Consider the following 23,416-nt stretch of genomic DNA (forward strand, 5'->3'; position numbering starts at 1 on the left):
TCCATGCGGGATCGAGCATTGCAGGACGACGCGCGACCGCGCGCCGCGTCTAGTCGAGCATGACCGCGTCGGGCACGTCGAGCACGAGGTCCGACGTCGCGACGGCCACGCACGGCAGCGTATAGCCGTCTGACTTTTCCTCGCGGCTCAGCCCCGGCCATTCGATCGTGTAGCGTACGCTGCCGCTGACGATTCGGCAAAGGCAGCTTCGGCACGTGCCGTTGCGGCACGAGCGCGGCAGCGACACGCGTGCGAACGCGGCGGCTTCGAGCAGCGTCAGCGAATCGGGTGCGTCGAAGGTCACGCCGAGCGGCTCGATGCGCACGAGGGGCGAGTGGTCTGGATCGGTCATGACTGAAGCGGGCGGCGGTTCGGCGGCAACGCGCCAAGCATACCCGAACCGGCCGGCGGCCGCGGGCCGCCGGTCATCGGGGTCAGTGCCGCCGCAGGTACCGGTACACGGTGTTGCGCGCGAGACCGAGTTCGCGCGCGGCCGCCGATACGTTGCCGCCGTGCCGCGCGAGCACCGCGTCGATCACCGCGGCCTGATGGCTGTGCAGCGTCGTGCCTTCGCGCATGCCGGCCGGTGCGGGCGGCGTGGCTACCGCCGCTGCAGCCGGTGGGTCGTCGCAGTCGAGCCAGAAATCGTCGGGCAGATGCGCGAGCGTGATTTCGGCTTCGTCTTCGGCGAGCATGCCGGCGGTGCGCAGCACGTTGGTCATCTGCCGCAGGTTGCCGGGCCAGCGGTGGCGCGCGAACGCGTCGAGCACATCGGCCGCGAGACGGCGCGGCATCGGCTCGCTGCGCGCGAGCCGCGCGAGAATCCGGTCGACGAGCGCGTGCAGGTCGGTGCGCGCGGCGAGCGCCGGCAGCGTGACCGCGAGCCCGTTGATCCGGTAGAACAGGTCTTCGCGGAACGTGCCGTCCGCGATCATCGCGCGCAGGTCGCGATGGGTCGCGCAGACCACCCGCACGTCGACCGGCACCGCGCGTGCGCCGCCGAGCGGCATCACCGCGCGCTCCTGCAGCACGCGCATCAGCCGGACCTGCTGCGCGAGCGGCATGTCGCCGATCTCGTCGAGAAACAGCGTGCCGCCGTCGGCCTGCGCGATCTTGCCGGGGCTGCCGCGCTTGCGCGCGCCCGTGAACGCGCCGTCCTCATAGCCGAACAACTCGGCCTCGATCAGCGAATCGGGCAGCGCGGCGCAGTTGACCGCGACGAACGGGCCGTCCGCGCGCGGCGACGCCTGGTGCAGCGCGCGGGCGAGCCATTCCTTGCCGGTGCCGGTCTGGCCGAGGATCAGCAGCGGCAGGTCGCGCCCACGGATCTTCGCGACACGCTCGAGCACGGCGGCCATGCGTGCATCGCCGGTGTCGAGCGTCGCGAACGTGATCGCGTCGGGGTCCGGCGCGCGTACCCGCACGGCCGGCGCGGGTGGCGTGACGGCAATGGCCGTTTTCTGCGCTTCCGGGAATTCGCAGCGGGCGAGCACGCGTACGCCGGTCGACAGCGTGAGCCGGAACGTGGCGCCGGGCGCGCGGGCGGCCTGCTGCGCGAGCTGGCCGAAGCGCATGCCGAACAACGCATCGCTGGCCTGATGCTGCAGTGCGTCGAACGACGCGCCGAGCTGGAATTGCGCGCTGCGGTTCGCGGCGATCAGCCCGCCATCGGGGCCGAATGCGACGAGCCCGGCGAACAGCGAATCGACGCAATCCTCGTGCGCATGAAAACGCAGCCGCAGCGCTTCGCCACACTGGTTCGCGAACAGGTGGTTCTCGATCAGCTGCGCGGACATCCGCACGAGCGCGAGCGTATGCGGGCTGGAGCCGCGCGGGTCGCCGCTGACGTCGAGCGCGCCGAGCATGCGGCCGAACGGATCGGCGATCGGGGCGCACGAGCACGTGAGGATGTGGTTCGCGCGCAGGAAGTGTTCGGAACCGTGCACCACGACGGCCTGGCCCGACGCGAGCGCGGTGCCGATCGCATTGGTGCCGCGTGCGCCTTCGGCCCACGACACGCCGTTGCATAGCGCGACGCGGTTGGCTTTCTCGATGAAATCCGCGTCGCCGATGCTGTGCAGGATCACGCCGTCGGCGTCAGTCAGCAGCACGAGGCTTTGCGTATCGGCGATCTGTGCGTGGAGATCCTCCATCACCGGGCGCGCGTGCGAGAACAGCGTGTGATTCGTGTCGAGCAGCTCGCGCAGCGCGAGGTGCGACAGCGGCGAAAAATCGGGGCGTTCGTGCGCGCGCAGGCCGACCGCGGTCGAGCGCGCATGCGCCTGCGCGAGCAGGTCGGTGCGAACCGCTGCGGCGGGCAGCACGAAGGGTTGCGGCATGACTTGTCTCCTGTTCCCGGGGCCGCCTGGGCAGACCGAACCGGAATCGGCGGCGGAGTGCATCTCCGCTCGCGGTGCACCATCCGGCGCGACAGCCGACCGTCCGGGTACGCATCATCATACAAGCGCCACGTGCGATGTGCGACCGCGAACAAAATCCCCTTGCTTTTAAGCGCCCGCCTGCAATGATGGAAATGGAGCACGCACGCGCCGTGTTCCGCATTGCAACATGCATGCGACGCGACATGCATCCGTTCGGGAGACGCATCATGGTTCGGACGGAACTGAGAGTCGTGCTGGCGGCCATCGCCACGTTCATCATGCTGGGCGGCATTGCCGTGGCGATCCACGGATTGCTGTTCGATCTGACCGATGCGGTGAAGTACGGAGCGGCCGCGATTGCGGTGGGCGTCACGACCGCCGCGATCGCGCTCAACATCTGGCCTACCGATCCTCACTGACGCCCGTTGCCGAAACGGTGCCGGATGCCCCGCGCAGATCAGACGAAATGCGCGTCGGAACGACGCACACCGGAAAATTTGTCTCCTGCGCGAAACCGTCTAAAGTGGAAATCAACCGGCATGCATTGACCGCGCCAAACCCCGTGGTCAGGGCCTCCGCCGGCGAGCCCGCGTACATTTCGCCCGGCCGGTAGCGGACGACGGACGCGGTCATTCGTTTTCTACCGGTCGAGGCGGCTCTCATGCAGATCCATTTCACGAACGAGAAGCCTGAGTATTCGGGGCGTGACCTGATGCTTGCGTTCACGGCACTGGTCAATGGCGAGCGTGTTCAATGTCAGATTACCGCCGAGGCGCTGGAAGACCACTTCGGCGCGGCATCGCCGCGCTTCGAGGACATGGTCGGCGCATTCGACCAGCATCGCGACCGTATCGAAGCGGCTGCGCGGCGCCTGCTGTCGGAGACGCGTGCGCAGTGCGTGACGCTGCGCAGCGGCTACGTGCGCTTTTACGAGGCCAACTGGCGCTGACAACACGACGCTCGTCTTGCGGCGCGCGCGCCTGAGCGCGGCGCACGCGAAGACCGTGCCTTTCGCGCAATGCCGTTCGGCGGGCCGGGCGGCATTTTCGTATGCGGGCCGCGCCGGGTTGCCCGAGCGCCGGCCTGGCCGTGCGCGTCGATTCGTCAGGATCGCAGAAGAATCGCGCGAAAACAGAAACGCCACCCGAAGGTGGCGTTTTTTCATTTCATCGTGCAGTGCTGCGCTTACTCGCTGCCGAGATAGAAGAAGCGGAACAGGAACACGGCCGCGATGATCCACACGATCGGCTTGACCGTGCGCGCCTGGCCCGTCAGCAGCTTGAGGCCGCCGTACGCGATGAAGCCGAATGCGACGCCGTTCGCGATCGAGTACGTGAACGGCATCAGCAGCGCGGTCAGCGCGGCCGGCACGGCTTCCGTCGCATCGTCCCAGGGCACGTCGACCATCTCGCGCAGCATCAGGCACGACACGTACAGCAGCGCGGGCGCCGTTGCGTAGGCCGGCACGACGCCGGCGAGCGGCGCGATGAACAGGCACGCGAGGAACAGCACCGCGACGGTGATGGCCGTCATGCCGGTGCGGCCGCCGGCCTGCACGCCCGACGCGCTTTCGATATACGCGGTGGTCGACGACGTGCCGAGCACCGAGCCCGCGACGATCGCCGTGCTGTCGGCGAGCAGCGCCTTGTTCAGGCGGTTCATCTTGCCTTCGACGAGCAGGCCCGCGCGGTTCGCGACGCCCATCAGCGTGCCCGTCGCGTCGAACAGCTCGACGAGGAAGAACACGAGGATCACGTTGATGATGCCGGTCGACAGCGCGGCGCGGATGTCGAGCTTGAACAGCGTCGCATCGATCGACGGCGGCGCGGAGAACACGCCGTGGAACTGGTTGTCGCCGAAGAAGAACGACAGGATCGTGACGCCGATGATGCCGATCAGGATCGCGCCGCGCACGCGCAGGTGGTCGAGCGTGACGATCGTGAAGAAGCCGACGATCGCGAGGATGGTGTCGTGCTTGTGCAGATCGCCGAGCGTCACGAGCGTGGCCGGGTTGCCGACGATCACGCCCGACGTCTTCAGCGAGATGATGCCGAGGAACAGGCCGATACCGGCCGTGATCGAGATCCGCAGCGATTTCGGAATGCCGTTGACGATCGCCTCGCGCACGCGGAACAGCGTGACCAGCAGGAACAGGCAGCCGGAGATGAACACCGCGCCGAGCGCGGCCTGCCACGTGAAGCCCATCCCCTTGACGACCGTGTACGCGAAATACGCGTTCAGGCCCATGCCGGGCGCGCATGCGATCGGGTAGTTCGCGTACAGCCCCATGATGATCGACGCCAGCGCCGCGACGAGGCAGGTCGCGACGAACACGGATTCCTTCGGCATGCCGGCGTCGCCGAGGATCGCGGGGTTGACGAAGATGATGTAGGCCATCGTCAGGAACGTGGTGACGCCCGCGAGTATTTCAGTGCGGAAGTCGGTGCCGGCTTCAGCGAAGCCGAAATACCGCTTGATGGATTCCATGAAGGCGTTTCTCCGGTCGGGTTGTCGTGTTGATTGTTGTGCCGAATTGTTGTAAAGGCAGCGCGCGGCCGGCTTACTGTAACCAGCCACTATTGCCCGGCTATCGGCGGATTGTAATAGCGCGGATAGCTCGGACGATATAGTTGGAGGGCACGATCGGTTGCCTGCGCGCGGACGGTCTGGCAGCCCGGCCGCGCGACGAAGGCGCGCATTTTACCGGTTCGCGCGGCACGGACCGGCAGAAATGGCTGAAACGGCGGAACGGGGAGGAACGGCGGGCGAAACCGGCCGATGCGCGTGCAACGGCATGCCGGCTGCGCCGCGCATGGCGGGTGCGCGATGACATGCGACTGAAACGGAGCGCCCGCATGCTGCACGAGCGCGGTGCAGGCGGCGCGTGCGGGCACGAACACGTGCGCGGCCGGTGCGGATGCGCGGCAGCGGCGTGCAGCGGCCATTCGTCAGTCCAGGCGGTGGCAGATATCGGGCTATCCTGCGCCGAAGCCATCCCGTCCGCAACTGTCATTTCGCGATGCGGGGGCGACTGTGGTTTCTGTGTAAAAGATTGCAAGACCCCATCGCATAAACCGGCAAGTCTTTCTAGGATAGATACACCGCGCATGCACACGCCGGCCGGTAATTGCCGACGCGGGGGAGTCGCAGTCCGTGCAGGCCAGGCGGTGAATGGCGGTCAAGGCCGTTGCGTGTTCGGGCAGGCACGGCCGATTGCGATTGCCCGATGCGGGTTCGTCCGTAATCACGGAGGTCAGCATGTTGAACTGGATCAGCCGTTGGGCGATGCGACACGCCCCCACGCCGGAAAAAACCGCTGCGTCGATGCTCGTGACGGCGCGCATGGAACTGTTCGCAGCCGAACAGCGCGTCATCGATGCGAAATTACAGGCCGATTACTGGCGTACACGTGTGTCATTCCTCGAAGAGGTGCAGAAGCAGGGCATCGATCCGTGGGTGACCTCGCAGGCAGCGCAACGTCCCGACCTCGAGTCCACTCCCCGGAGCACGGGCCCGCGTCTCGCCGCCAGTACCTGATGCACGTGCTGCATCCGGTTGCTGCGCACGGCGCGCGATCGCTCGCGGCACGCACTGGCGTGCCGCGTCATTCGATGCGCACCTGCGGCGCGTTGCGCCGCAGGTGCGTCCGTTTCCGGTCGCGGCCGTTCCGCGTCGCGCGTGCGTGACCGCACGTCGCTCATCCGCTTCTTCTCCCTACCCCGACGAGCAAACGTTGCACGTGCGCGAGCATGCGCCTGAAGCGCTCGCCGCGCCGCACGTATGCGGTCGTGATCGTCGCTTCGGCCGACCGGTCGGCATCGGTGCCGAGCCAGATGCGCTCGCCGCGTGCGATGCGCAGCACGTCGCCGGGCCGCACCCAGTAATCGTCGACGCACGGCGGGCGCGTGACCCACAGCGCCGCGCCATGCGTGCGAAGCTCCGCGTCCTGCTGCGCGCGCCAGGTCATCGTCGTGCGCGGCGCGACCGCGAAACGGATCACGACAGTCGGTAACGCGATCGTGCCGGTGTGGCGCCGATCGGGGCGGTCAAACAACTGGCTTGCCTGGTCCATCGTCTTCTCCATTCAGTGAGCCGGACGGATGACGCGCACCAGAACAAAAAGGCCTCATCCGTTTCCGGTGAGGCCTTGTGTGACATGCGGTACTGCTCGATTGCTAACGCACAAGCGCCTCCCGTGAATCATTCTTTCGAATGTTCATCGGGCGATGAATCGCGACGGCGATGAGCTTGAACGTAGGCATGCGAACGATTTTGTTGTCGGGCTGCGGTGTTGTCAACGACTATTTTCGGGATATGCGCGGGCGATCCGTTGCCGCGCGCGTGCTGCGTTTCACGAGGCCGCTGCGCACGCGGCTCGAGCGCGCAGCGATGCATGATGCGTCACGCGCGACTTCTTCGACATCGCCCGCCCAGCATGGCGCGCATCCCTGCGAGCGCACGCGCAAGCCACGCGTCGCGTTGCATCACGTACACGGTCGTGATCGACGCTTCGGCGGGCGCGTCGTCGTCGGTGCTGATCCAGATGCGATCGCCGCGCGGCACGCGCAGCACGTCGCCGGTCCGGATCCAGTAATCGTCGACGCTGCCCAGCCGCGTGATCCACAGCGTCGCATCGTGCACGCGGATCTCGGCGTCGTGCTGCGCGCGCCACGTCAGCGTCTTGCGCGGCGCGACCGTGAAATGCAGTTCGACTCTCGGTAAGGCGATTGCGTCGGTGCGGCACCGATCGCGACAAACAACCAGCCGGCTTGCTTGGTCCATCGTCATCTCCATCCGTTGAGCCGGGCGGGATGACGTGCACCAAACAAAAAGGCCTCATCCGTTTCCGGCGAGGCCTTGTGACATGCGTAACTGAATCTCGATGCTAACGCACAAGCGCCCCCGGTGATCGCCGCGTACGGGCGTTCACTGGTGTTTTATGCGCGATGGCGTTGGGCTTGAGCATAGGCATGCGAACGAGTGTGTCGTGGCAGTGCAGCAATGTCAACGGAAATTTCGAGATACGTGGCGGTTACGCGTCGCGTTGCGCGAGCCCGTTCACGAGCAGCTCGGACAGCAGGCCCGTCATCCCCTCCGGGTGCGTGGCCGCACGTGCCTTCAGCTGTTCGACGAGTTCGGCGTTGAGCTTGCACGCGAACGGCACGAGGCCCTGTTCCTGGTCGAGCTTGCGCTGCGCGCGGCGGTCGAGCTTGGCGGCTTCGTCGGCGCCCTTGCCGAAACGTGCGGAGCTCGACTGCTTCATCGAGTGCGTCAGTTTGAGCGCCTTGTTCTTTTCGAGATCGGTTTTCTTCATGGCCATCGCGGCACCTCCGGGAAATTGAAGCCGCGATTGTACGCATTTCGGCGGGCGCCGCCCGCCGAACCGGCCGGAAACGCGGTCAGGCGCCCTTCGTCGTGCCCCAGTTGCCGCCGTGCGCGGCGGCCTGCGCGGCCGGCGAGCGCGCGAGGTAGGCGAGCGCCTGCTCGGTCGAGCCTTCGTGGTGCGGCGTGTAGCTCGGCTTGAAATAACGCAGCGCCGCGCCGATCACCTTCCAGAACGACGGCAGGTGACCGCGCCGCGAACCTTGCCACCACGCGAGCACGAAGCCCGGGTAGCGGCCGGCGTCCGGGTCGCGCTGGTACATGAACTTCGCGCCGGTCGTGATGTAGTAGAGCAGCAGCAGGATCACGAACGCCATGTGCACGCAGCGCTCCGGATAGCTGCCGCCCAGGTGCCGGTAGATGTCGAACGCGACGGTGCGGTGCTCGACTTCCTCGGCGCCGTGCCAGCGCAGCAGGTCGACCATCGTCGGGTCGGCACGGCCTTCGTCGAGCCCGTGCGCGTTGAGCACCCAGTTGCCGAGATAGCCGAAGAAGTGCTCGAGCGATGCGATCACGGCCAGCTGCTGCCGCAGCCAGAAGCGCGTATGGCCGATCTTCAGCCCGAACGGCTGTTCGCCGAGCACGCGCGTGAACAGCCGGTTGAGCTTCTGCGTGAACGGCTTCGTGTCGATCCCGTGCCGGTCGTAGTAGTGCTTCAGTACGCCGCCGTGCGAGCGCGAGTGCACGGCTTCCTGGCGCAGGAAGCCTTCGGCCTCGTCGCGCAGGCGCGCATCGGTGATCAGCGGCAGCGCCTTGTTGTACACGCGGCAGAACCACAGCTCGCCTTCCGGGAACAGCAGGTTCAGCGTGTTGATGATGTGCGTGCTGCCCGGATCGTTCGGCACCCACGTGATCGGCGTGTCGCTGAAGTCGAACTTCACGTGCCGGGCCTTGATCTTGTGATAGTCGGCGGTATCGGTCATGTTGTCTCCCTGTGCGGCGTCATGCGCCGTCAATGCGATGCCATGCTGACGCGGGCAATCATCCGGCCGAGCCACGGCATGAAGCGGCCGACGAAGCGCATCGCGTGCGCCTCGCCGCCGACCGCGACGACGGGGCGGTTGCGCAGCACGCCGTCGACCATCGCCTGCGCGACGGTTTCCGGCTTCAGGCCGCGCATCTGGTACAGCTTGGTCGCGCGCTTGCGCAGCCGCGCTTCGTCCTGCGCGTTGGCGCCTGCGTATTGCGTCGACGCCATGATTCCGGTCTCCGCGAAACCCGGGCACACGGCCGTCACGCCGATGCCTTTCTCCGCGAGCTCCGCGCGCATGCATTCGCTGAGCATCAGCACGGCGGCCTTCGTCGTCGCGTAGGCGGGCAGGTCGCGCGACGGCCCGAACGCGGCGGCCGATGCCGTGTTGACGATGTGCCCGCCGGTGCCGCGCGCGGCCATCTGCTGCGCGAACAGCCGCGAGCCGTGGATCACGCCCCACAGGTTCACGTGCAGGATGCGCTCCCAGTGCCGCGCGCTCGTGTCGAGGATGCCGCCGGCCATGCCGATGCCCGCGTTGTTGACCACGATGTCCGCGCCGCCGAGTTCGCTGCCGACCCACGTCGCGAGCGCTTCCATCTCGTCGGCGGACCCGACGTCGACGCGTTTCGCATGCGCCTGCGCGCCGGTCAGCCCGAGCAGTAGCGCGGTGCGTTCGGCGCTCGCGAGATCGATGTCGCAGGCGACGACCGTCGCGCCTTCGCGGGCAAACGCGAGCGCCGCGCTGCGGCCGATGCCGCTGCCCGCGCCGGTGACGACCGCGACCTTGCCGCTGAAGCGGCCGCTCGTGGCGCGGCGGCGCGCGTTCGCGAGCGCGGGCGGTTCGTTGCCCGACTCGATCGCGTCGATCAGTTGTCCGGCGAGATCGGCGAAGCGCGAGGGATCGGCGAGCGGCAGCCAGTGGCCGGCCGCGACTTCGCGACGGTAGTACTGCGGCACCCAGCGCGACAGGTTCTCGGACAGCGCGGGGCTCACGTACTTGTCGCCGAGCGGCACGATCGTCTGCACCGGTGCGTGCGCGTAGCGTTCGCGCGGCGCGAACAGGCAGCGGATGAAGTTCGCGCGATACAGGCGCACGCCGCGCGCGCCGTCGTCGGCCTGCGTCGGGCGCGGTGTGGCGGGCGTCTTCTCGAGCCGGCGCAGCAGGCGCGGCCACGCACGGCCGAGCCACAGCCGCCAGCCGAGCTCGGGAATGAACGGCAGGTGGAACAGGTACACGTACCACGAGCGCACGAGCTGGCCGCCGAGCTTGGCGAGCGATGCGGGCGTCGGGCGCAGCACGCGTTCGCGCAGCCAGAAGCCGACGTGGTCGAGGCACGGCCCCGAGCACGACGTGTACGACGCGATGCGGCCGGCGAGGCGCGGATCGGTGACGAATTCCCAGCCCTGGATCGAGCCCCAGTCGTGCGCGATCAGATGGACCGCGCGGCCGGGGCAGAGCGCGTCGATCACCGCGACGAAGTCGTCGGTGAGTTTCGCCAGGTGATAGTCGGCCGTGCGTTTCGGCACGCCGGACAGGCCCGCGCCGCGCACGTCGTACGCGATCACGTAGTGCTTGCGCGCGAGCAGCGGCGCGACGTGCTGCCAGACGCTGCTGTCGTCGGGATAGCCGTGCACGAGCACGACCGGCGAGCGGGCCGGGTCGCCCCAGGTCTTGACCGCGAGCGTCAGGTCGCCGGAGGTGACCGCCGTCTCGCTGTGAACCGATTCGAACAGGGCCAGCGGCGCTTCGTCGGAAAGAGGCTGCATCGTGAGTCCGTCGTTCAGGGAGTCGGGGGAAGGCGCGGATGCGTCAGGCCGCGGCTTGCACGGTCGCGACGGCCTGCGTGCGTTCGGCCTGGCGGCGCTGCCAGCGGCGCACGTGCGGCAGGTCTTCGTCGAGCCAGTACGCGTCGTCGTCGGTGATCACGAGCAGTTCCTCGAATTTCGCGCCGACGCCGGCGAAGCCGAGATGCGGCTCGACGGCCCACAGGCCCGGCACGGGCGCATGCTCGGAACGCCGGTCGATCGACCACAGCGGCGACCAGCCCTGCTGCTTCGCCGCGCGACCCTGGTCGAGCAGCAGGTTGCGCGTCGCGTTCAGCCCGAAGCGCGCGACGAAGCGCGGTTTCGACAGCTTGTGGATCTTCGCGACGCGATGCGCGAGCACCTTGAACGGATAGGCCTTGTGACGCGGCTCGACGCCCTGGCGGCGGCACAGTGCGTCGACTTCCTGTGCGACCTCGGCCATCGACCGGCGCTCCTTCACGAGCCGCACGATCATGTCGCGATGGTCCATCAGGTCGTCCTGCAATTGCTCGAGGATCGGGTTGTGGCCGAGGCAGTGTGCGTAGCCGACGTCGGCCACGATGCCGTCGAGCACCGGCGCGACGTCGAGGATCACCGGCATGTCGGTTTCGAGCTGGCGGTTGCTCGGGAAGAACGCGAGATTGAAGCCGCCCATGTGCTTGAGCCCCGAGAAGCCTTCGAACGCGGTGCGGTCGCCGAACCACGCGAACGGCTTGTGCAGCCAGTCGTGCACGCCGTTGTCCTGCAGCCATTCGGTCAGCAGCCGCGCGGCCTCCTTTTCGGTGATGCCGGGGTAGAGCATCGCGCCGACGGTTTCGACGCAGCGGTACGCCAGCTGCTGGACCGCGCGGAATTGCGGCAGCTCGTCGAGGTGGACTTCCGGCAGCGGGTGGTGATCGGCCATGGTGCGTCTCCGTTGGGGGCGCTGATCCGGAACGCGCCCGTCGGCGTCACCGTCGCGGGTTATTCAGTCAGCATTTAATGTGTCATTGAGCGATGTAATGATCATAGACGGTTCTGCGCGCCGGGAAGTGAGGATTTGTCCCAATGGAAGGGGGGAATGGAGGGGAGCCTCTAGGTTTCGGGACGATGTCGGGAGCGGGCCCGTTGCCGGGCCGGATCGCCGTGTCCGGCCATCTTGCGGGGCCCGGCATGTCGCGCCGGATCAACTTGGCGTCGCGTCGCGGCGTGACGCTGTCAAATTGCCGAAATAATTTCGTCACATCATTCGCCCCCAATTCGAAGCCGCCCCGGCTTCGCAGCGGCGATGAGCCGCCAGTGCGCCGCGCGGGGTAGTGACCGAAACCGATTCGACATTTCCACGGAGAGAGACCATGCAACGCCGCCAGTTCATGAACACCCTTGCCGCGGCGACCGCTGCGACGTCGCTGATGCTCAAGGCCGGCACCGCCGACGCGAAGAGCGCAATCGCGCCGGATGCGCTGGACCCGGGCCGCTGGTCGCCGTTCAACGCTGCGCGCCTGCAGGCGGTGCTCGACCAGCATGGCGTCGCGAGCGCGCGCTACGATGAAAAGCGCCGCCCGTACGCGGTGTTCGACTGGGACAACACGTGCATCATGAACGACTGCGAAGAGGCGTTGCTGATGTACCAGATCAACCATCTTCAGTACAAGCTGACGCCGGACGAATTCGTCGGCGTGATGTGGAAGGACGTGCCGAAGGGCGCGTTCATGAAGGACTACACGACCGTCGACGGCAAGCCGGTGACGATGGAGGATCTCGCCGCCGACGTTGAATCCGACTACCGCTGGCTCTACGCGAACTACCAGGGTTTCGGCGGCGGCAAGAGCCTCGACGAGATTCGCGAGACCGACCAGTTCAAGGATTTCCGCGCGAAGCTGTACTTCATGTACGACGCGATCTGCGACACGCACCCGCTCGAAGTCGGCTACAAGTGGATCATCTACTTCTACAAGAACATGACGACCGCCGAGCTGCAGGCGATGGCGGAAGCGTCGGATAACTACGGGATCGGCGACGCGCTGCGCAAGGTCCGCTACGAAAGCCCGAAGACGCTGCCGGGCAAGGCCGGCGTGGTGGCCGACACGCATTTCCACGGCATTCGCATCCATGAGGAAATCCGCGCGGTGATGCACACGCTGCGCGCGAACGGCATCGACGTGTACGTGAGCACCGCGTCGCTCGACGATGTCGTGCGCGTGTTCGCCGGCAATCCGAACTACGGCTACGGCGTGCCGCCGGAGAACGTGATCGGCCTGCGCCTCGACATGCAGGACGGCAAGTACACGAGCACCTATCCGGCCGGCTGGCATTTCAACTGGGGACCCGGCAAGACGGTGGGCATCCGCAACGTGCTCGAATCGAAGAAGGGCTACGGCCCGCTGCTGGTGTTCGGCGACAGCGACGGCGACGCGTGGATGCTGCGCGACTTCAAGGACACCGCGGCCGGCGTGATCGTCAACCGGATGAAGAAGGGCGAGATCGGCGCGGACAGCAAGCTCGCGGCCGAGCAGGTCGGCAAGCCGGACGCGCGTTTCCTGCTGCAGGGCCGCGACGAGCACACGGGCCTGATGATCCCGGACGAGAAGTCAATCAAGTACGGCAAGACCGAGCGCAAGCTGCTCGCTTGACGTGTGGCGGGTGCCGGGCCGCTGCGGCCCGGCGTCCGGCGGGCGCGACGGCGGTGTTGCGCGGGCCGGAACACGCGCGTCTCAGCGCTCGCGCGGCATGCCCAACCGCTCCAGCAACGCCCCCAGCAGATCGACCGGCAGCGGAAACACGATCGTCGAATTCTTGTCCGCGGCGATCGTCGTCAGCGTCTGCAGGTAGCGCAACTGCAGCGCCTGCGGCTGCAGCGCGAGCCGTTGCTCGGCCTGCAGCAGCTTCTCCGACGCCTGCTTTGCCTTTCGCATGAATCACCTTCGCGCGCCGCTCGCGTTCGGCGCCCCGAAGAGCGCCAGGCGTGATTCGCGCGAAGCCTTTCCCGATACGCGAGTGCCGGTGGCATGGCGTACCGAAACCGGTTGCCGGATAGCCTGCGCGAATCCGGTGGAGCGGAGTATTTTTTTGATAAGATACGCGCGATTTCGCTCTCCCGGAAACGGGGCGGCGCTTTGAGCCCGGCGCAATGGCTCGAACGACTACGCCCCGGCGAAACCCGGGGAGGGCGCGCCAGGCTGTCGTTCGATGCTGTGTGCCGGACCGAGACGTACGTTGCAGATTGCGTTGTCCGACATCGGGTATGGTGATGAGAGTCCGGTAGCGAGCCGGAAGCGGGATCGCCGGAACCGGCGACGAAAAGCATATACGAGACTTCCCTCGACTTCATGTCATTACCCGCGCATCTCCTCGTCACCCCCCGTCAATCGCTGCTGCGCCTGAATCCCGTCGACGGTACGGCCTGCCGGCTCGATACCGGATGCGAGCCTTACTCCGGTATGACTCGCGACGTCCTTGGCTATTACATCAGTGTGCGGTGCCGCGCCAACACGTCGCCGGTGGCGAACGCCGAAGAGCGCGGAAAGATCCTGTGTTTCGACAAATCGATGCGGGCAGGCGATATGCCGGAACCCGATCTCGCATGCCATGAACGGCGCTGCGGTTGCGGTGTAGGCCGTCATCACAAACGATCCCGGACGTCATGACGCATTCGACAGACGAATCCCGCATCCATTTCCTGCACATCGGAAAAACCGGTGGCACGGCGCTCGTTCACGCGATCAAGTCCCTCGGAGCGAACGGTCGTGACATCCGCGATGTCCATCTCCATGGACACGCGGTACGACTGCCGGATATTCCTGTCGGTGAAAAAGTCTTCTTTTGCTTGCGCAACCCGATCACACGATACGTGAGCGGGTTCTACAGTCGCTTGAGAAAGGGCCGACCGCGTTATCAGGGCGAGTGGACGGAAGGCGAAGCGGCGGCTTTCGCCCGGTTCGGGACGGCCGATGCGCTTGCGCGTGCCATTGTCTCGCAGGATCAGGCGGTTTCTGCCGCGGCGCATCACGCCATGCGGCAAATCGATCACGTCAAGACGTCGGTTTGGGACTGGCTGATTTCGCCGGCGTACCTGCGTTCGCGCGCGGCGGACATCGCGTTCATCGCGCAGCAGGAATGGCTGACCGACGACGCATCGGTGCTGTCGGAGATTCTTGGGCTGGGGCCATTGCATTTGCCCGATGACGATGTGGACGCGCACCGCAATCCCGCGCACTTCGACAAGACGCTGTGCACGCAAGGCGAAGACAATATTCGCCGGTGGTATCGCAACGACTTTGACGCGATCGAAGTCTGTCGCGAGATTGCGAGCGGCAACGGGATGGTGTGCTCATTGACTCGGCAATACCCGGCTGCTTCGCAAAGGAAAAAGGAGTGTATGGAAAGCCGTCGAAAGTTGATTGTGGTGCTGGGATCGCCGCGTAGCGGCACGAGTGCGACGACGCGGGGCCTGAAGGCGCTCGGCGTCGAGTTGGGCGAGCGCCTGATGGAGGCCAATGCCCACGTCAATGCCAAAGGTTACTGGGAAGACGTCGATCTGCATGCGGTCAATCTCGAGCTCGAGCGCGAAGTCGGCGGCGATTGGGACACGCTCGGCCCGATGCGCGTGAACGAAGTCGCTCAGGGCAAGCGCGACGAACTCCATGCCCGTGCGGTCGTGCTGTTGCGCGAACGCCTCGCGGGCGGCATGCCGTTCGGCTTCAAGGATCCGCGCACGACGCGTGTGCTGCCGTTCTGGCAACCCGTGTTCGAGCAAATCGATGCGGACGTCCGGTATGTGATCGCGTTGCGCAATCCGTTGAGCGTGGCGTTCTCGATGGCGCGCGCCGTGCAGATGCCGCAGGAGAAGGCGCACGTCCTGTGGCTCGAATACATGGTGGATGCCGTGCTGGACAGCCGCGGTTGCCGGCGCGTCCTGATCGATTTCGACGTGCTGATGACGGATCCGCTGACGCAGCTCGGCCGCATGGCAACGGGCGTCGGCTTGCCCGCACCGCAACCGGGCGACGCGCTGTACGAGGACTACGCAGGCGAGTTCCTGGACAACAGCCTGAGGCACGCCGAATTCACCGTCGACGATCTCGACCGGCATGCGTCGATGTTGCCCGAGGTCGTTCAGGCTTATGCGATGCTGCGACGGGTCGCCTGCGACGAGATCGCGCTCGACGACGATGACGTCACGGCGTTGTTCACGCGGCTGCGAACCCGTCTGACGTCGCTCGCGCCGCTGCTGCTGGGATACCGGTCCCGCGAAAACCGGGAGCGCCAACTGGTCCGGGATATCTGTGCGCGGGATGCCAGCCTGGCGGAAAGCGCCCGCCTGTCCGAGCAGGTACAGAGCCAGGTCGCGGGTGTGGTGGAGGCCGTCAAGACACAGCTCGAAAATTACGTGAGCTGGTCGGTCGCCGAAACGCGCCTCGTCGATGCGAAAGTGGCCGAGCTCAAACAGGGGCTCGAAGGTCGATCGGGAGCGTCGGATGTCGAGCACGCGGTACGGAGTCTTGCCGATGAACTGGCTGCATTGCGCGACCGGCAGGCCGATGCCATCGGCGCATTGTCGGGCGAAATCCGTGCCGAATTCAGCGCTCAGGCGTCGCGTGTCGCGGAAAGGGAAGCGGTCCTCCGCACGACGCTGACGGAGACGGAGGCCGCGCTTCGCAGGACGCTGCTCGACAACGAGGCCGCGCTCGGCGAGACGAGGCTCGCCAACGCGCGCGAAGTCGCGGAGTGGCGCGCCGCGGCGTCTGCCGCAGAGGGGCAACGCGTCGCATTGCAGCACGCCGTGGATACCCTGGATGCGCGTATCGCGCAGTTGACGGAGACCGTCGCCGTCACGGCTTCGCAACGCGATGTCGCCGTGGCGCGGTACGAGGCCGAAGTCGCGCGGCATGCGCTCGAGACGGCCCGGCACGTCGACGAACGGCTGGCTGACGAGCGCCGGATCGTCGATATGCAGGCCACGATCCATCGGCTGTCCGAAGCGCTCGGTATCCGGGAGGCCGAACTGTCGGGCGTCGAGCGTTCGGCGTTCGGACGATTTGCGCTCACGGGCGTGCGCAAACGGCTGACGCCCGCGACCAACGGCTGACATCGCAGTGCTGACACGATGTTGAAGGCGGCGCGAACCGATTGAGTCGATCCCGGCGCGGGTCAATCAGGCCGCGCGCCGGTCGGCTCCGGCGTGACGCGACCGTCCCCGGCACCGGTTCGAGGGTTCGAGCCGCTGCCGTTACGCCTCGCGCTTCCCGCCCAGCCGGTCCAGCAACGCCCCCAGCAGATCGATCGGCAGCGGAAACACGATCGTCGAATTCTTGTCCGCCGCGATCGTCGTCAGCGTCTGCAGGTAGCGCAGCTGCATCGCCTGCGGCTCCTGCGCGAGCCGTTGGGCGGCCTGCAGCAGCTTCTCGGACGCCTGCAGCTCGCCTTCCGCATGAATCACCTTCGCGCGCCGTTCGCGCTCGGCCTCGGCCTGCCGCGCGATCGCGCGCACCATCGTTTCGTTCAGGTCGACGTGCTTGATCTCGACCGTCGACACCTTGATCCCCCATGCGTCGGTCTGCGCGTCGAGCGTCTTCTGGATGTCGGCGTTCAGCTGTTCGCGCTCGGCCAGCAGCGCATCGAGCTCGTGCTTGCCGAGTACCGACCGCAGCGTCGTCTGCGACAGCTGGCTCGTCGCGTCGAAGAAGCGCGCGACCTGGATCACCGCCTTCTCCGGATCGACGACGCGGAAATACACGACCGCATTGACCTTCACCGACACGTTGTCGCGCGTGATCACGTCCTGCGGCGGCACGTCGAACACGACGGTGCGCAGGTCGATCCGCACGACCTGCTGGACGATCGGGATGATCAGCACGAGCCCCGGGCCCTTCACTTTCCAGAACCGGCCGAGCATGAACACGACGCCGCGCTCGTACTCGCGGAAGATACGGATCGACGACGCGACGAGCACCACGACGAAGACGATCAGGACGCTGCTGAAGCCGAAGGTGTAGCCAATCATGTTGATGCTCCCTGGTGTTGTTGTTGTGGCGCGGGCGCGTCGTAGAGCGGTGCGACGGTGAGCAGCAGGCCGTGGCGGCCGGTGACGCGCACGCGGCAGCCGGCGGCCAGCGGTGCGCTGCTCGCCACGCGCCAGCGCTCGCCGTGCACGAGCGCCCAGCCGGCGGCCGACGGCGCGGCGCCGGCCGCACCGTGCGGCTGGTCCGGATGGAGGCCGTCGTCGAGCACTTCGCCGATGCTGCCGAGCATCGCCTCGGCGCCCGTCACGACCGGCCGGCGCCGCGCGCGCAGCGCGACGCTCGACACGCCCGCGACGAGCAGCCCGCCGCCGAGCGCAAGGCTCGCGATCACGGGCCACGGAATCCCGTAACCGGGCACGTCGGTGTCGATCAGCATCAGCGCGCCGATCGTGAACGACACGATCCCGCCGAACCCGAGCACGCCGAAGGTCGGCAGGAACGCCTCGGCGACAAGGCAGCCGAGCCCGAGCAGCACGAGGCCAAGGCCCGCATAGCTGATCGGCAGCAACTGCATCGCGAACAGCCCGACCAGCAGGCAGATCGTGCCGACGACACCCGGCAGCACGAAGCCCGGGTTCGCGAACTCGAAGAACAGGCCGTAGATGCCGATCGTCAGCAGGATCAGCGCGACGTTCGGATCGGCGATGATCGCGAGAAAACGGCTGCGCCAGTCGGGTTCGACGACGACGAGCGGCGCGTGCGCGGTCGCGAGCCGCACCGTGCCGGCGGTGGTCGTCGCGCTATGGCCGTCGAGCTGGCGTGCGAGGTCGGCAGGATCCAGTGCGATCAGGTCGACCACATGCTGCGCGCGCGCCTCGTTCGCCGACAGGCTCACAGCCTCGCGCACCGCGCGCTCGGCCCATTCGGCGTTGCGCCCGCGCAATTGCGCGAGGCCGCGGATATACGCGGAGGCGTCCTGCATCGCCTTGCGGATCTCGGTCGACTGCGTATCGGTCGGCAGCGCGGCCGTGGCGGATGCATCCGATGCGCCGGATGCGCCCGCCGCACCGGTCGGACGCCGTGCCGCCGGGTTTCCGCCCGGCGGCGCGGCGCCGCCGATGCCGAACTGCACGGGCGACGCCGCGCCGAGATTGGTGCCGGGCGCCATCGCCGCGAAGTGGCTTGCATAGACGATGTAGGTGCCCGCGCTCGCGGCCCGTGCGCCGCCCGGTGCGACGAACGCGGCGACCGGCACCGGCGAGCCGAGGATCGCCTTGATGATCTGCCGCATCGACGTATCGAGGCCGCCGGGCGTGTCGAGCTGCAGGATCGCGAGCGGCGCGCGCTCGCGGGCGGCACGGTCGAGCGAACGCACGATGAAATCGGCGCTGGCCGGGTCGATCGCGCCGTTGACGGGGATCACGACGACCGGGCGTGCCGCGGGCGTGTCGACGGATGGTGGCGCGGCGACGGCAGCGCACACGACGAGCAGCGCCGCGAACAGCGCGGCGCGCGCGACCCGCGCGGACAGCGGGTGACGGGGGCGGCCGTCGGGCGCGGCAGGCGCCGGCGGCGGCTCATGACGGTGAACGTGCATCGGGACGTCCGGGCGGCGCGCGGCCGCGTGCCGTCCGGCTTGCGGAAAGGGCGTGGGCCCGATGCTTAAAGATTAGGCGGTTTCGGCGGAAAGCGCGAAGCCGCGGCCGCGTAGCGCGGATTCAGACCGCGCCGCCACCGCGCGCGAGCACTTCGTCGCGATAGTCGGCCGGGCTGCGCCCGCTCCATTTGCGGAACGCGCGGTAGAACGCGCTCGGTTCGGCGAAACCGGTGGCGGCAGCGACGTCGGCGATCGTGCGTGCGGGGTCGGCCAGCGCCTCGAACGCGAGATCGCGCCGCAGCGTGTCCTTGATCGACTGGTACGCCTGGCCTTCCTGGTGCAGCTTGCGGCGCAGCGTGGCCTCGGCCACGTGCAGCCGCGCGGCCATCCCGCCCGCGCCGGGCCACGCGGCGGGCGGCATCCCGCGCAGCACCGCGCGCACGCGCTGCGCGAGCGCATTCGGGTTGCGATACTTGACGATGAAGCTGGCCGGCGCGTTGCGCAGGAAGGTTTTCAGCGTCTTCGCGTTCTGCACGACCGGCAGCGTCGCGAATTCGGGATCGAAATCGACATACGAATCGGGTTCGTTGAACCGCATGTCGTCGCAGAACATCGACGGATATTCGTGGTCGGCAGGCGGCGTGTCGCAGCGGAAGCTCGCATGCAGCAGCGGAATGCGGCGCCCGATCAGCCAGCAGGTCAGCCCGTACACGATGATGAAATAGGTCGCGTACGTGAACATCGCGGGCGTCGCGCCATTGTTGCGGTGCACGAAACGCAGCCGCACGCGCTGCGGGTTCGCGTCGAGCTCCGCGTGCAGGTCGTCGAGCACGCAGTGCATGAAATTCACCGCGCGCGCCATCGCGTGCAGCCCGTCGCGCGCGGACAGCGCGGACTGGCTCATCGCGATGAAGCTGCCGCTGCGCATCGGGTGGCGATCCTGCCCGAAAAACTCGTCGTCCATCGTGCGTGCGATCGCGTTCCACAGCGCGCCGTACTGCTGCGCGGACACGCGTGCGCGCGGCTGTGCGAGCAGCGCGGGCGCGATGCCGGCCTGCGCGAGCAGCGGCTCGGCCGCGACGCCGCGCCGCGTGGCGAGCGCGACGCTGTAAGCGACGAGGCTGATCGCGACGGTTCCCTTGTCTTCCTGCTTCATCGGTGTCGCCGGTGTGGCAAAAACGCTCAGTGTAAATGAGCGACGCGAGCATCGAACAGTCGCGTGTGCTTGCCTACACTTGTTGCATCGAAACGCAAGGACGGTCGCGCCCGGCGGCCGCGGGAGACAGCAGCACCATGGACGAGCTTTACACCGAAGACCAGCGGATGATCCGCGATGCCGCGCGCGCCTTTGCGACCGAGATGCTGGCGCCGAACGCGGCGCAGTGGGACCACGACGCGCACCTGCCGGACGCGATCGTCGCGCAGCTCGGCGAACTCGGCCTGCTCGGGATGATCGTGCCGCAGGAGCTGGGCGGCGCGTATACGGACTACGTGGCCTACGCGCTGGCGATGGAAGAGATCGCGGCCGGCGACGCCGCGTGCGCGACGATGATGAGCGTGCACAACTCGGTCGGCTGCGGGCCGATCCTCGGCTTCGGCACGCCGGCGCAGAAGGACCGCTGGCTGGCCGACATGGCGGCGGGCCGCGTGATCGGCGCGTTCTGCCTGACCGAGCCGCATGCCGGTTCCGAGGCCAACAACCTGCGCACGCGTGCGGAGCTGCGCGACGGTAAATGGGTGCTGAACGGCGCGAAGCAGTTCGTGACCAACGGCCAGCGCGCCGGTGTGGCGATCGTTTTTGCCATGACCGACCCGGAAGCCGGCAAGCGCGGCATTTCCGCGTTCCTGGTGCCGGCCGATACGCCGGGCTTCATCGTCGGCAAGCCCGAGAAGAAGATGGGCATCCGCGCGTCGGATACGTGCCCGATCACGTTCGAGAATTGCGCGATTCCGGAAGAGAACCTGCTCGGCAATCGCGGCGAAGGGCTGAAGATCGCCTTGTCGAACCTCGAGGGCGGCCGCATCGGCATCGCCGCGCAGGCGCTCGGCATCGCGCGCGCCGCGTTCGACAAGGCGCGCCGCTATGCGGGCGAGCGCGTGCAGTTCGGCAAGCCGATCGCCGAGCATCAGGCGATCCAGCAGAAGCTCGCCGACATGGCCGTACAGATCAACGCCGCGCGCCTGCTCGTGCATCACGCGGCGAAGCTGCGCACGGCCGGTTTGCCGTGCCTGTCGGAAGCGTCGCAGGCGAAGCTGTTCGCGTCCGAGATGGCCGAGCGCGTGTGTTCGGATGCGATCCAGATCCACGGCGGCTACGGCTACCTGGTCGATTACGAAGTCGAGCGTCACTATCGCGACGCGCGCATCACGCAGATTTACGAAGGCACCAGCGAAGTGCAGCGGATGGTGATCGCACGGCAGCTTTGAGCCGCGGCGGTTGCACCGGTCGAAACATCACGCAGGGCACGAGGGCAGCGCGGTGAACGCGGCACGCAACGACGTGACCGTGCGCCGCAACAGAGGCAGGCGGGCACGCGCTGCAGCACGTGCGCCGCTTGACCGCGAGACATGGAGACTGGAGGAAACGATGACGGTACAGGCATTCCTGAACGCACGCGACTTTCTGCTGCGCCATCGCACCGACTACGAAACCGCGTACCGCGATTTCGAATGGCCGGTGCTCGATGCATTCAACTGGGCGCTCGACTATTTCGACCCGATGGCGCGCGGCAACGACCAGCCCGCGCTGTGGATCGTCGACGCGGCAACCGGTACGGGCGATCCGTATTCGTTCGCGCAGATGTCCGAGCGTTCGTCGCGGATCGCGAACTGGCTGCGCTCGATCGGCGTCGTGCGCGGCGATCGCATCCTGCTGATGCTGCCGAACCGTGTCGAGCTGTGGGACGCGATGCTCGCCGCGATGAAGCTCGGCGCGATCGTGCTGCCTGCCACCACGCAACTGTCGCCCGACGACGTGCGCGACCGCGTGCAGATCGGCGGTGCGAAATACGCGATCGTCGACGAGAACGAAACCGCCAAATTCGAACAGGCCGATCTCGGCCTCGCGCGGAAGATCGTTGCCGGCGCGCCGCGCGCCGGCTGGCTCGCGATGAACGACGGCTATGCGGCGAGCGCCGAATTCGAGCCGGACGCCGTCACGCACGCGAACGATCCGATGCTGCTGTACTTCACGTCGGGCACGACGTCGAAGCCGAAGCTCGTCGAGCATACGCACCGCACCTATCCGGTCGGCCATCTGTCGACGATGTACTGGGTCGGCCTGCAGCCGGGCGACATCCACTGGAACATCAGCTCGCCGGGCTGGGCGAAGCACGCGTGGAGCTGCTTCTTCGCGCCGTGGAATGCGCAGGCCTGCGTGTTCGCATTCAACTACGCGCGTTTCGAGCCGAAGGTCGTGCTCGATGCGCTCGTCAAATACCAGGTGACGACGCTGTGCGCACCGCCGACCGTGTGGCGCATGCTGGTCCAGCAGCCGCTCGCGTCGTTCGACGTGAAGCTGCGCGAGATCGTCGGCGCGGGCGAGCCGCTGAACCCCGAGATCATCGAGCGCGTGAAGAAGGCGTGGAACATCTCGATCCGCGACGGCTACGGCCAGACCGAGACGACCTGCCTGATCGGCAACTCGCCGGGCCAGCCGGTCGTCGCGGGCTCGATGGGCCGGCCGCTGCCCGGCTACCGGATCGCGCTGCTCGACCCGGACGGCGTGCCGGTGACCGAAGGCGAGGTCGCGCTGCCGATCGGCGCCGACGTCACGCGCCCGGTCGGGCTGATGAAAGGCTATGCGAACAACCCGGACGCGACGGCCCATGCGATGCGCGACGGTCACTACCGTACGTCGGACATCGCGATGCGCGGCGACGACGGCTACTACGTGTACATCGGCCGCGCGGACGACGTGTTCAAGTCGTCCGACTACCGGTTGAGCCCGTTCGAACTCGAGAGCGTGCTGATCGAGCATCCGGCGATCGCCGAGGCGGCCGTCGTACCGAGCCCCGATCCCGTGCGGCTATCGGTGCCGAAGACTTTCATCACGCTGCGGCAGGGCTACGAGGAAAGCCCCGAACTCGCGCTGGAGATCTTCCGCTTCTCGCGCGAGAAGCTCGCGCCGTACAAGCGGATCCGCCGCCTGCAGTTCGCGGAGCTGCCGAAGACGATCTCGGGGAAGATCCGCCGTGTCGAGCTGCGTCGTCGCGAGATCGAGCGCGGCGACGACGCGAGCGCGCGGATGCCAGGCGAATACTGGGAAGAAGATTTTGCTGCTGAATTGAAATGACGTGACCGCGGGCCGCGCGCGCCGCATGTCGCGGCCGCCGCC

At 67.3% G+C, this 23,416-nt stretch carries 21 protein-coding genes and 1 pseudogene; 7 read left to right on the forward strand and 15 right to left on the reverse strand.

The window, feature by feature from the left end:
* Positions 1 to 49: 49 nt before the first annotated feature.
* Positions 50 to 352: a 2Fe-2S iron-sulfur cluster-binding protein gene (locus tag ACWMMN_RS20320; RefSeq protein ID WP_059239446.1), complete on the reverse strand. Its 303-nt coding sequence runs from the start codon at positions 350 to 352 to the stop codon at positions 50 to 52.
* 82 nt (positions 353 to 434) lie between these two features.
* The gene (locus tag ACWMMN_RS20325) at positions 435 to 2,339 is read right to left on the reverse strand and encodes a sigma-54-dependent Fis family transcriptional regulator (RefSeq protein ID WP_486423856.1); all 1,905 of its coding nucleotides are present in this window, start codon (positions 2,337 to 2,339) and stop codon (positions 435 to 437) included.
* Between the two features lie 185 nt (positions 2,340 to 2,524).
* Between ACWMMN_RS20325 and ACWMMN_RS20330 the strand changes: the two genes are divergently transcribed.
* On the forward strand, positions 2,525 to 2,800 hold the full coding sequence (locus ACWMMN_RS20330) for a DUF2964 family protein (protein WP_319002356.1): 276 nt from the start codon (positions 2,525 to 2,527) through the stop codon (positions 2,798 to 2,800).
* Between the two features lie 242 nt (positions 2,801 to 3,042).
* On the forward strand, positions 3,043 to 3,330 hold the full coding sequence (locus ACWMMN_RS20335) for a DUF1488 family protein (protein WP_011354308.1): 288 nt from the start codon (positions 3,043 to 3,045) through the stop codon (positions 3,328 to 3,330).
* 236 nt (positions 3,331 to 3,566) lie between these two features.
* Here the strand turns inward: ACWMMN_RS20335 and ACWMMN_RS20340 are convergent, their stop codons facing one another.
* Both ACWMMN_RS20340 and ACWMMN_RS20345 read right to left on the reverse strand, forming a co-directional pair.
* Positions 3,567 to 4,868: an NCS2 family permease gene (locus tag ACWMMN_RS20340; RefSeq protein ID WP_486423857.1), complete on the reverse strand. Its 1,302-nt coding sequence runs from the start codon at positions 4,866 to 4,868 to the stop codon at positions 3,567 to 3,569.
* An 89-nt stretch (positions 4,869 to 4,957) separates the two neighbouring features.
* On the reverse strand, positions 4,958 to 5,326 hold the full coding sequence (locus ACWMMN_RS20345) for a hypothetical protein (protein WP_486423858.1): 369 nt from the start codon (positions 5,324 to 5,326) through the stop codon (positions 4,958 to 4,960).
* Between the two features lie 313 nt (positions 5,327 to 5,639).
* Here ACWMMN_RS20345 and ACWMMN_RS20350 point away from each other — a divergent pair, with 313 nt between their 5' ends.
* A complete protein-coding gene (locus ACWMMN_RS20350; RefSeq protein ID WP_011354312.1) occupies positions 5,640 to 5,918 on the forward strand; it encodes a hypothetical protein in 279 nt (92 codons plus the stop codon).
* 160 nt (positions 5,919 to 6,078) lie between these two features.
* Here the strand turns inward: ACWMMN_RS20350 and ACWMMN_RS20355 are convergent, their stop codons facing one another.
* From ACWMMN_RS20355 to ACWMMN_RS20380, 6 genes are all read right to left on the reverse strand, one after another.
* Complete coding sequence (locus ACWMMN_RS20355) at positions 6,079 to 6,453, reverse strand: DUF2917 domain-containing protein (RefSeq protein ID WP_486423859.1); 375 nt, start codon at positions 6,451 to 6,453, stop codon at positions 6,079 to 6,081.
* A 329-nt stretch (positions 6,454 to 6,782) separates the two neighbouring features.
* Positions 6,783 to 7,163, reverse strand: a complete 381-nt coding sequence (locus tag ACWMMN_RS20360; protein WP_059240928.1) for a DUF2917 domain-containing protein — start codon at positions 7,161 to 7,163, stop codon at positions 6,783 to 6,785.
* Positions 7,164 to 7,413: 250 nt separating this feature from the next.
* Complete coding sequence (locus ACWMMN_RS20365) at positions 7,414 to 7,701, reverse strand: hypothetical protein (protein WP_059239455.1); 288 nt, start codon at positions 7,699 to 7,701, stop codon at positions 7,414 to 7,416.
* 79 nt (positions 7,702 to 7,780) lie between these two features.
* Entirely contained in the window at positions 7,781 to 8,686 is a 906-nt protein-coding gene (locus ACWMMN_RS20370; protein ID WP_059239457.1) for a metal-dependent hydrolase, read from the reverse strand.
* Between the two features lie 29 nt (positions 8,687 to 8,715).
* Entirely contained in the window at positions 8,716 to 10,503 is a 1,788-nt protein-coding gene (locus ACWMMN_RS20375) for an SDR family oxidoreductase (RefSeq protein WP_059239459.1), read from the reverse strand.
* Between the two features lie 43 nt (positions 10,504 to 10,546).
* Entirely contained in the window at positions 10,547 to 11,446 is a 900-nt protein-coding gene (locus ACWMMN_RS20380) for a M24 family metallopeptidase (RefSeq protein ID WP_059239461.1), read from the reverse strand.
* A gap of 430 nt (positions 11,447 to 11,876) precedes the next feature.
* Between ACWMMN_RS20380 and ACWMMN_RS20385 the strand changes: the two genes are divergently transcribed.
* Positions 11,877 to 13,154 (forward strand): HAD family hydrolase, encoded by a 1,278-nt coding sequence (locus ACWMMN_RS20385; RefSeq protein WP_059239463.1) that lies wholly within the window; start codon positions 11,877 to 11,879, stop codon positions 13,152 to 13,154.
* An 81-nt stretch (positions 13,155 to 13,235) separates the two neighbouring features.
* On the opposite strand, the pseudogene ACWMMN_RS20390 reads toward ACWMMN_RS20385, so the two are convergent.
* Together ACWMMN_RS20390 and ACWMMN_RS20395 are read right to left on the reverse strand one after the other, a co-directional pair.
* A pseudogene (locus tag ACWMMN_RS20390) lies at positions 13,236 to 13,467 on the reverse strand (slipin family protein); the annotation flags it as partial.
* 389 nt (positions 13,468 to 13,856) lie between these two features.
* The gene (locus ACWMMN_RS20395; protein ID WP_256087267.1) at positions 13,857 to 14,144 is read right to left on the reverse strand and encodes a hypothetical protein; all 288 of its coding nucleotides are present in this window, start codon (positions 14,142 to 14,144) and stop codon (positions 13,857 to 13,859) included.
* Positions 14,145 to 14,164: 20 nt separating this feature from the next.
* On the opposite strand from ACWMMN_RS20395, the gene ACWMMN_RS20400 reads away from it, so the two are divergent.
* The gene (locus tag ACWMMN_RS20400; RefSeq protein WP_486423860.1) at positions 14,165 to 16,609 is read left to right on the forward strand and encodes a hypothetical protein; all 2,445 of its coding nucleotides are present in this window, start codon (positions 14,165 to 14,167) and stop codon (positions 16,607 to 16,609) included.
* Between the two features lie 141 nt (positions 16,610 to 16,750).
* On the opposite strand, the gene ACWMMN_RS20405 is transcribed toward ACWMMN_RS20400, so the two are convergent.
* The 3 genes from ACWMMN_RS20405 to ACWMMN_RS20415 all read right to left on the reverse strand — a co-directional run bounded on the left by ACWMMN_RS20405 (position 16,751) and on the right by ACWMMN_RS20415 (position 20,236).
* Entirely contained in the window at positions 16,751 to 17,524 is a 774-nt protein-coding gene (locus tag ACWMMN_RS20405) for a slipin family protein (protein WP_059239474.1), read from the reverse strand.
* On the reverse strand, positions 17,521 to 19,080 hold the full coding sequence (locus tag ACWMMN_RS20410) for an NfeD family protein (protein ID WP_486423861.1): 1,560 nt from the start codon (positions 19,078 to 19,080) through the stop codon (positions 17,521 to 17,523). The genes ACWMMN_RS20405 and ACWMMN_RS20410 overlap by 4 nt, the downstream gene beginning before the upstream one ends.
* 121 nt (positions 19,081 to 19,201) lie before the next feature.
* The gene (locus tag ACWMMN_RS20415) at positions 19,202 to 20,236 is read right to left on the reverse strand and encodes an AraC family transcriptional regulator (protein ID WP_059239478.1); all 1,035 of its coding nucleotides are present in this window, start codon (positions 20,234 to 20,236) and stop codon (positions 19,202 to 19,204) included.
* Positions 20,237 to 20,373: 137 nt separating this feature from the next.
* Here ACWMMN_RS20415 and ACWMMN_RS20420 point away from each other — a divergent pair, with 137 nt between their 5' ends.
* Together ACWMMN_RS20420 and ACWMMN_RS20425 are read left to right on the forward strand one after the other, a co-directional pair.
* The gene (locus ACWMMN_RS20420) at positions 20,374 to 21,507 is read left to right on the forward strand and encodes an acyl-CoA dehydrogenase family protein (RefSeq protein ID WP_059240929.1); all 1,134 of its coding nucleotides are present in this window, start codon (positions 20,374 to 20,376) and stop codon (positions 21,505 to 21,507) included.
* A gap of 160 nt (positions 21,508 to 21,667) precedes the next feature.
* Positions 21,668 to 23,374, forward strand: coding sequence for an AMP-binding protein (locus tag ACWMMN_RS20425; RefSeq protein WP_059239480.1), 1,707 nt, complete (start codon positions 21,668 to 21,670; stop codon positions 23,372 to 23,374).
* Positions 23,375 to 23,416 lie beyond the last annotated feature (42 nt).

It is taken from the genome of Burkholderia cepacia complex sp. TUM26381 (assembly GCF_057439935.1).

Coding starts and splice junctions, on each gene's coding strand:
- ACWMMN_RS20320 (WP_059239446.1), bottom strand. CDS start 352: ATGACCGATCCAGACCACTCGCCCCTCGTGCGCATCGAGCCGCTCGGC.
- ACWMMN_RS20325 (WP_486423856.1), bottom strand. CDS start 2,339: ATGCCGCAACCCTTCGTGCTGCCCGCCGCAGCGGTTCGCACCGACCTG.
- ACWMMN_RS20330 (WP_319002356.1), top strand. CDS start 2,525: ATGATGGAAATGGAGCACGCACGCGCCGTGTTCCGCATTGCAACATGC.
- ACWMMN_RS20335 (WP_011354308.1), top strand. CDS start 3,043: ATGCAGATCCATTTCACGAACGAGAAGCCTGAGTATTCGGGGCGTGAC.
- ACWMMN_RS20340 (WP_486423857.1), bottom strand. CDS start 4,868: ATGGAATCCATCAAGCGGTATTTCGGCTTCGCTGAAGCCGGCACCGAC.
- ACWMMN_RS20345 (WP_486423858.1), bottom strand. CDS start 5,326: ATGGCCGCTGCACGCCGCTGCCGCGCATCCGCACCGGCCGCGCACGTG.
- ACWMMN_RS20350 (WP_011354312.1), top strand. CDS start 5,640: ATGTTGAACTGGATCAGCCGTTGGGCGATGCGACACGCCCCCACGCCG.
- ACWMMN_RS20355 (WP_486423859.1), bottom strand. CDS start 6,453: ATGGACCAGGCAAGCCAGTTGTTTGACCGCCCCGATCGGCGCCACACC.
- ACWMMN_RS20360 (WP_059240928.1), bottom strand. CDS start 7,163: ATGGACCAAGCAAGCCGGCTGGTTGTTTGTCGCGATCGGTGCCGCACC.
- ACWMMN_RS20365 (WP_059239455.1), bottom strand. CDS start 7,701: ATGGCCATGAAGAAAACCGATCTCGAAAAGAACAAGGCGCTCAAACTG.
- ACWMMN_RS20370 (WP_059239457.1), bottom strand. CDS start 8,686: ATGACCGATACCGCCGACTATCACAAGATCAAGGCCCGGCACGTGAAG.
- ACWMMN_RS20375 (WP_059239459.1), bottom strand. CDS start 10,503: ATGCAGCCTCTTTCCGACGAAGCGCCGCTGGCCCTGTTCGAATCGGTT.
- ACWMMN_RS20380 (WP_059239461.1), bottom strand. CDS start 11,446: ATGGCCGATCACCACCCGCTGCCGGAAGTCCACCTCGACGAGCTGCCG.
- ACWMMN_RS20385 (WP_059239463.1), top strand. CDS start 11,877: ATGCAACGCCGCCAGTTCATGAACACCCTTGCCGCGGCGACCGCTGCG.
- ACWMMN_RS20395 (WP_256087267.1), bottom strand. CDS start 14,144: ATGACGGCCTACACCGCAACCGCAGCGCCGTTCATGGCATGCGAGATC.
- ACWMMN_RS20400 (WP_486423860.1), top strand. CDS start 14,165: ATGACGCATTCGACAGACGAATCCCGCATCCATTTCCTGCACATCGGA.
- ACWMMN_RS20405 (WP_059239474.1), bottom strand. CDS start 17,524: ATGATTGGCTACACCTTCGGCTTCAGCAGCGTCCTGATCGTCTTCGTC.
- ACWMMN_RS20410 (WP_486423861.1), bottom strand. CDS start 19,080: ATGCACGTTCACCGTCATGAGCCGCCGCCGGCGCCTGCCGCGCCCGAC.
- ACWMMN_RS20415 (WP_059239478.1), bottom strand. CDS start 20,236: ATGAAGCAGGAAGACAAGGGAACCGTCGCGATCAGCCTCGTCGCTTAC.
- ACWMMN_RS20420 (WP_059240929.1), top strand. CDS start 20,374: ATGGACGAGCTTTACACCGAAGACCAGCGGATGATCCGCGATGCCGCG.
- ACWMMN_RS20425 (WP_059239480.1), top strand. CDS start 21,668: ATGACGGTACAGGCATTCCTGAACGCACGCGACTTTCTGCTGCGCCAT.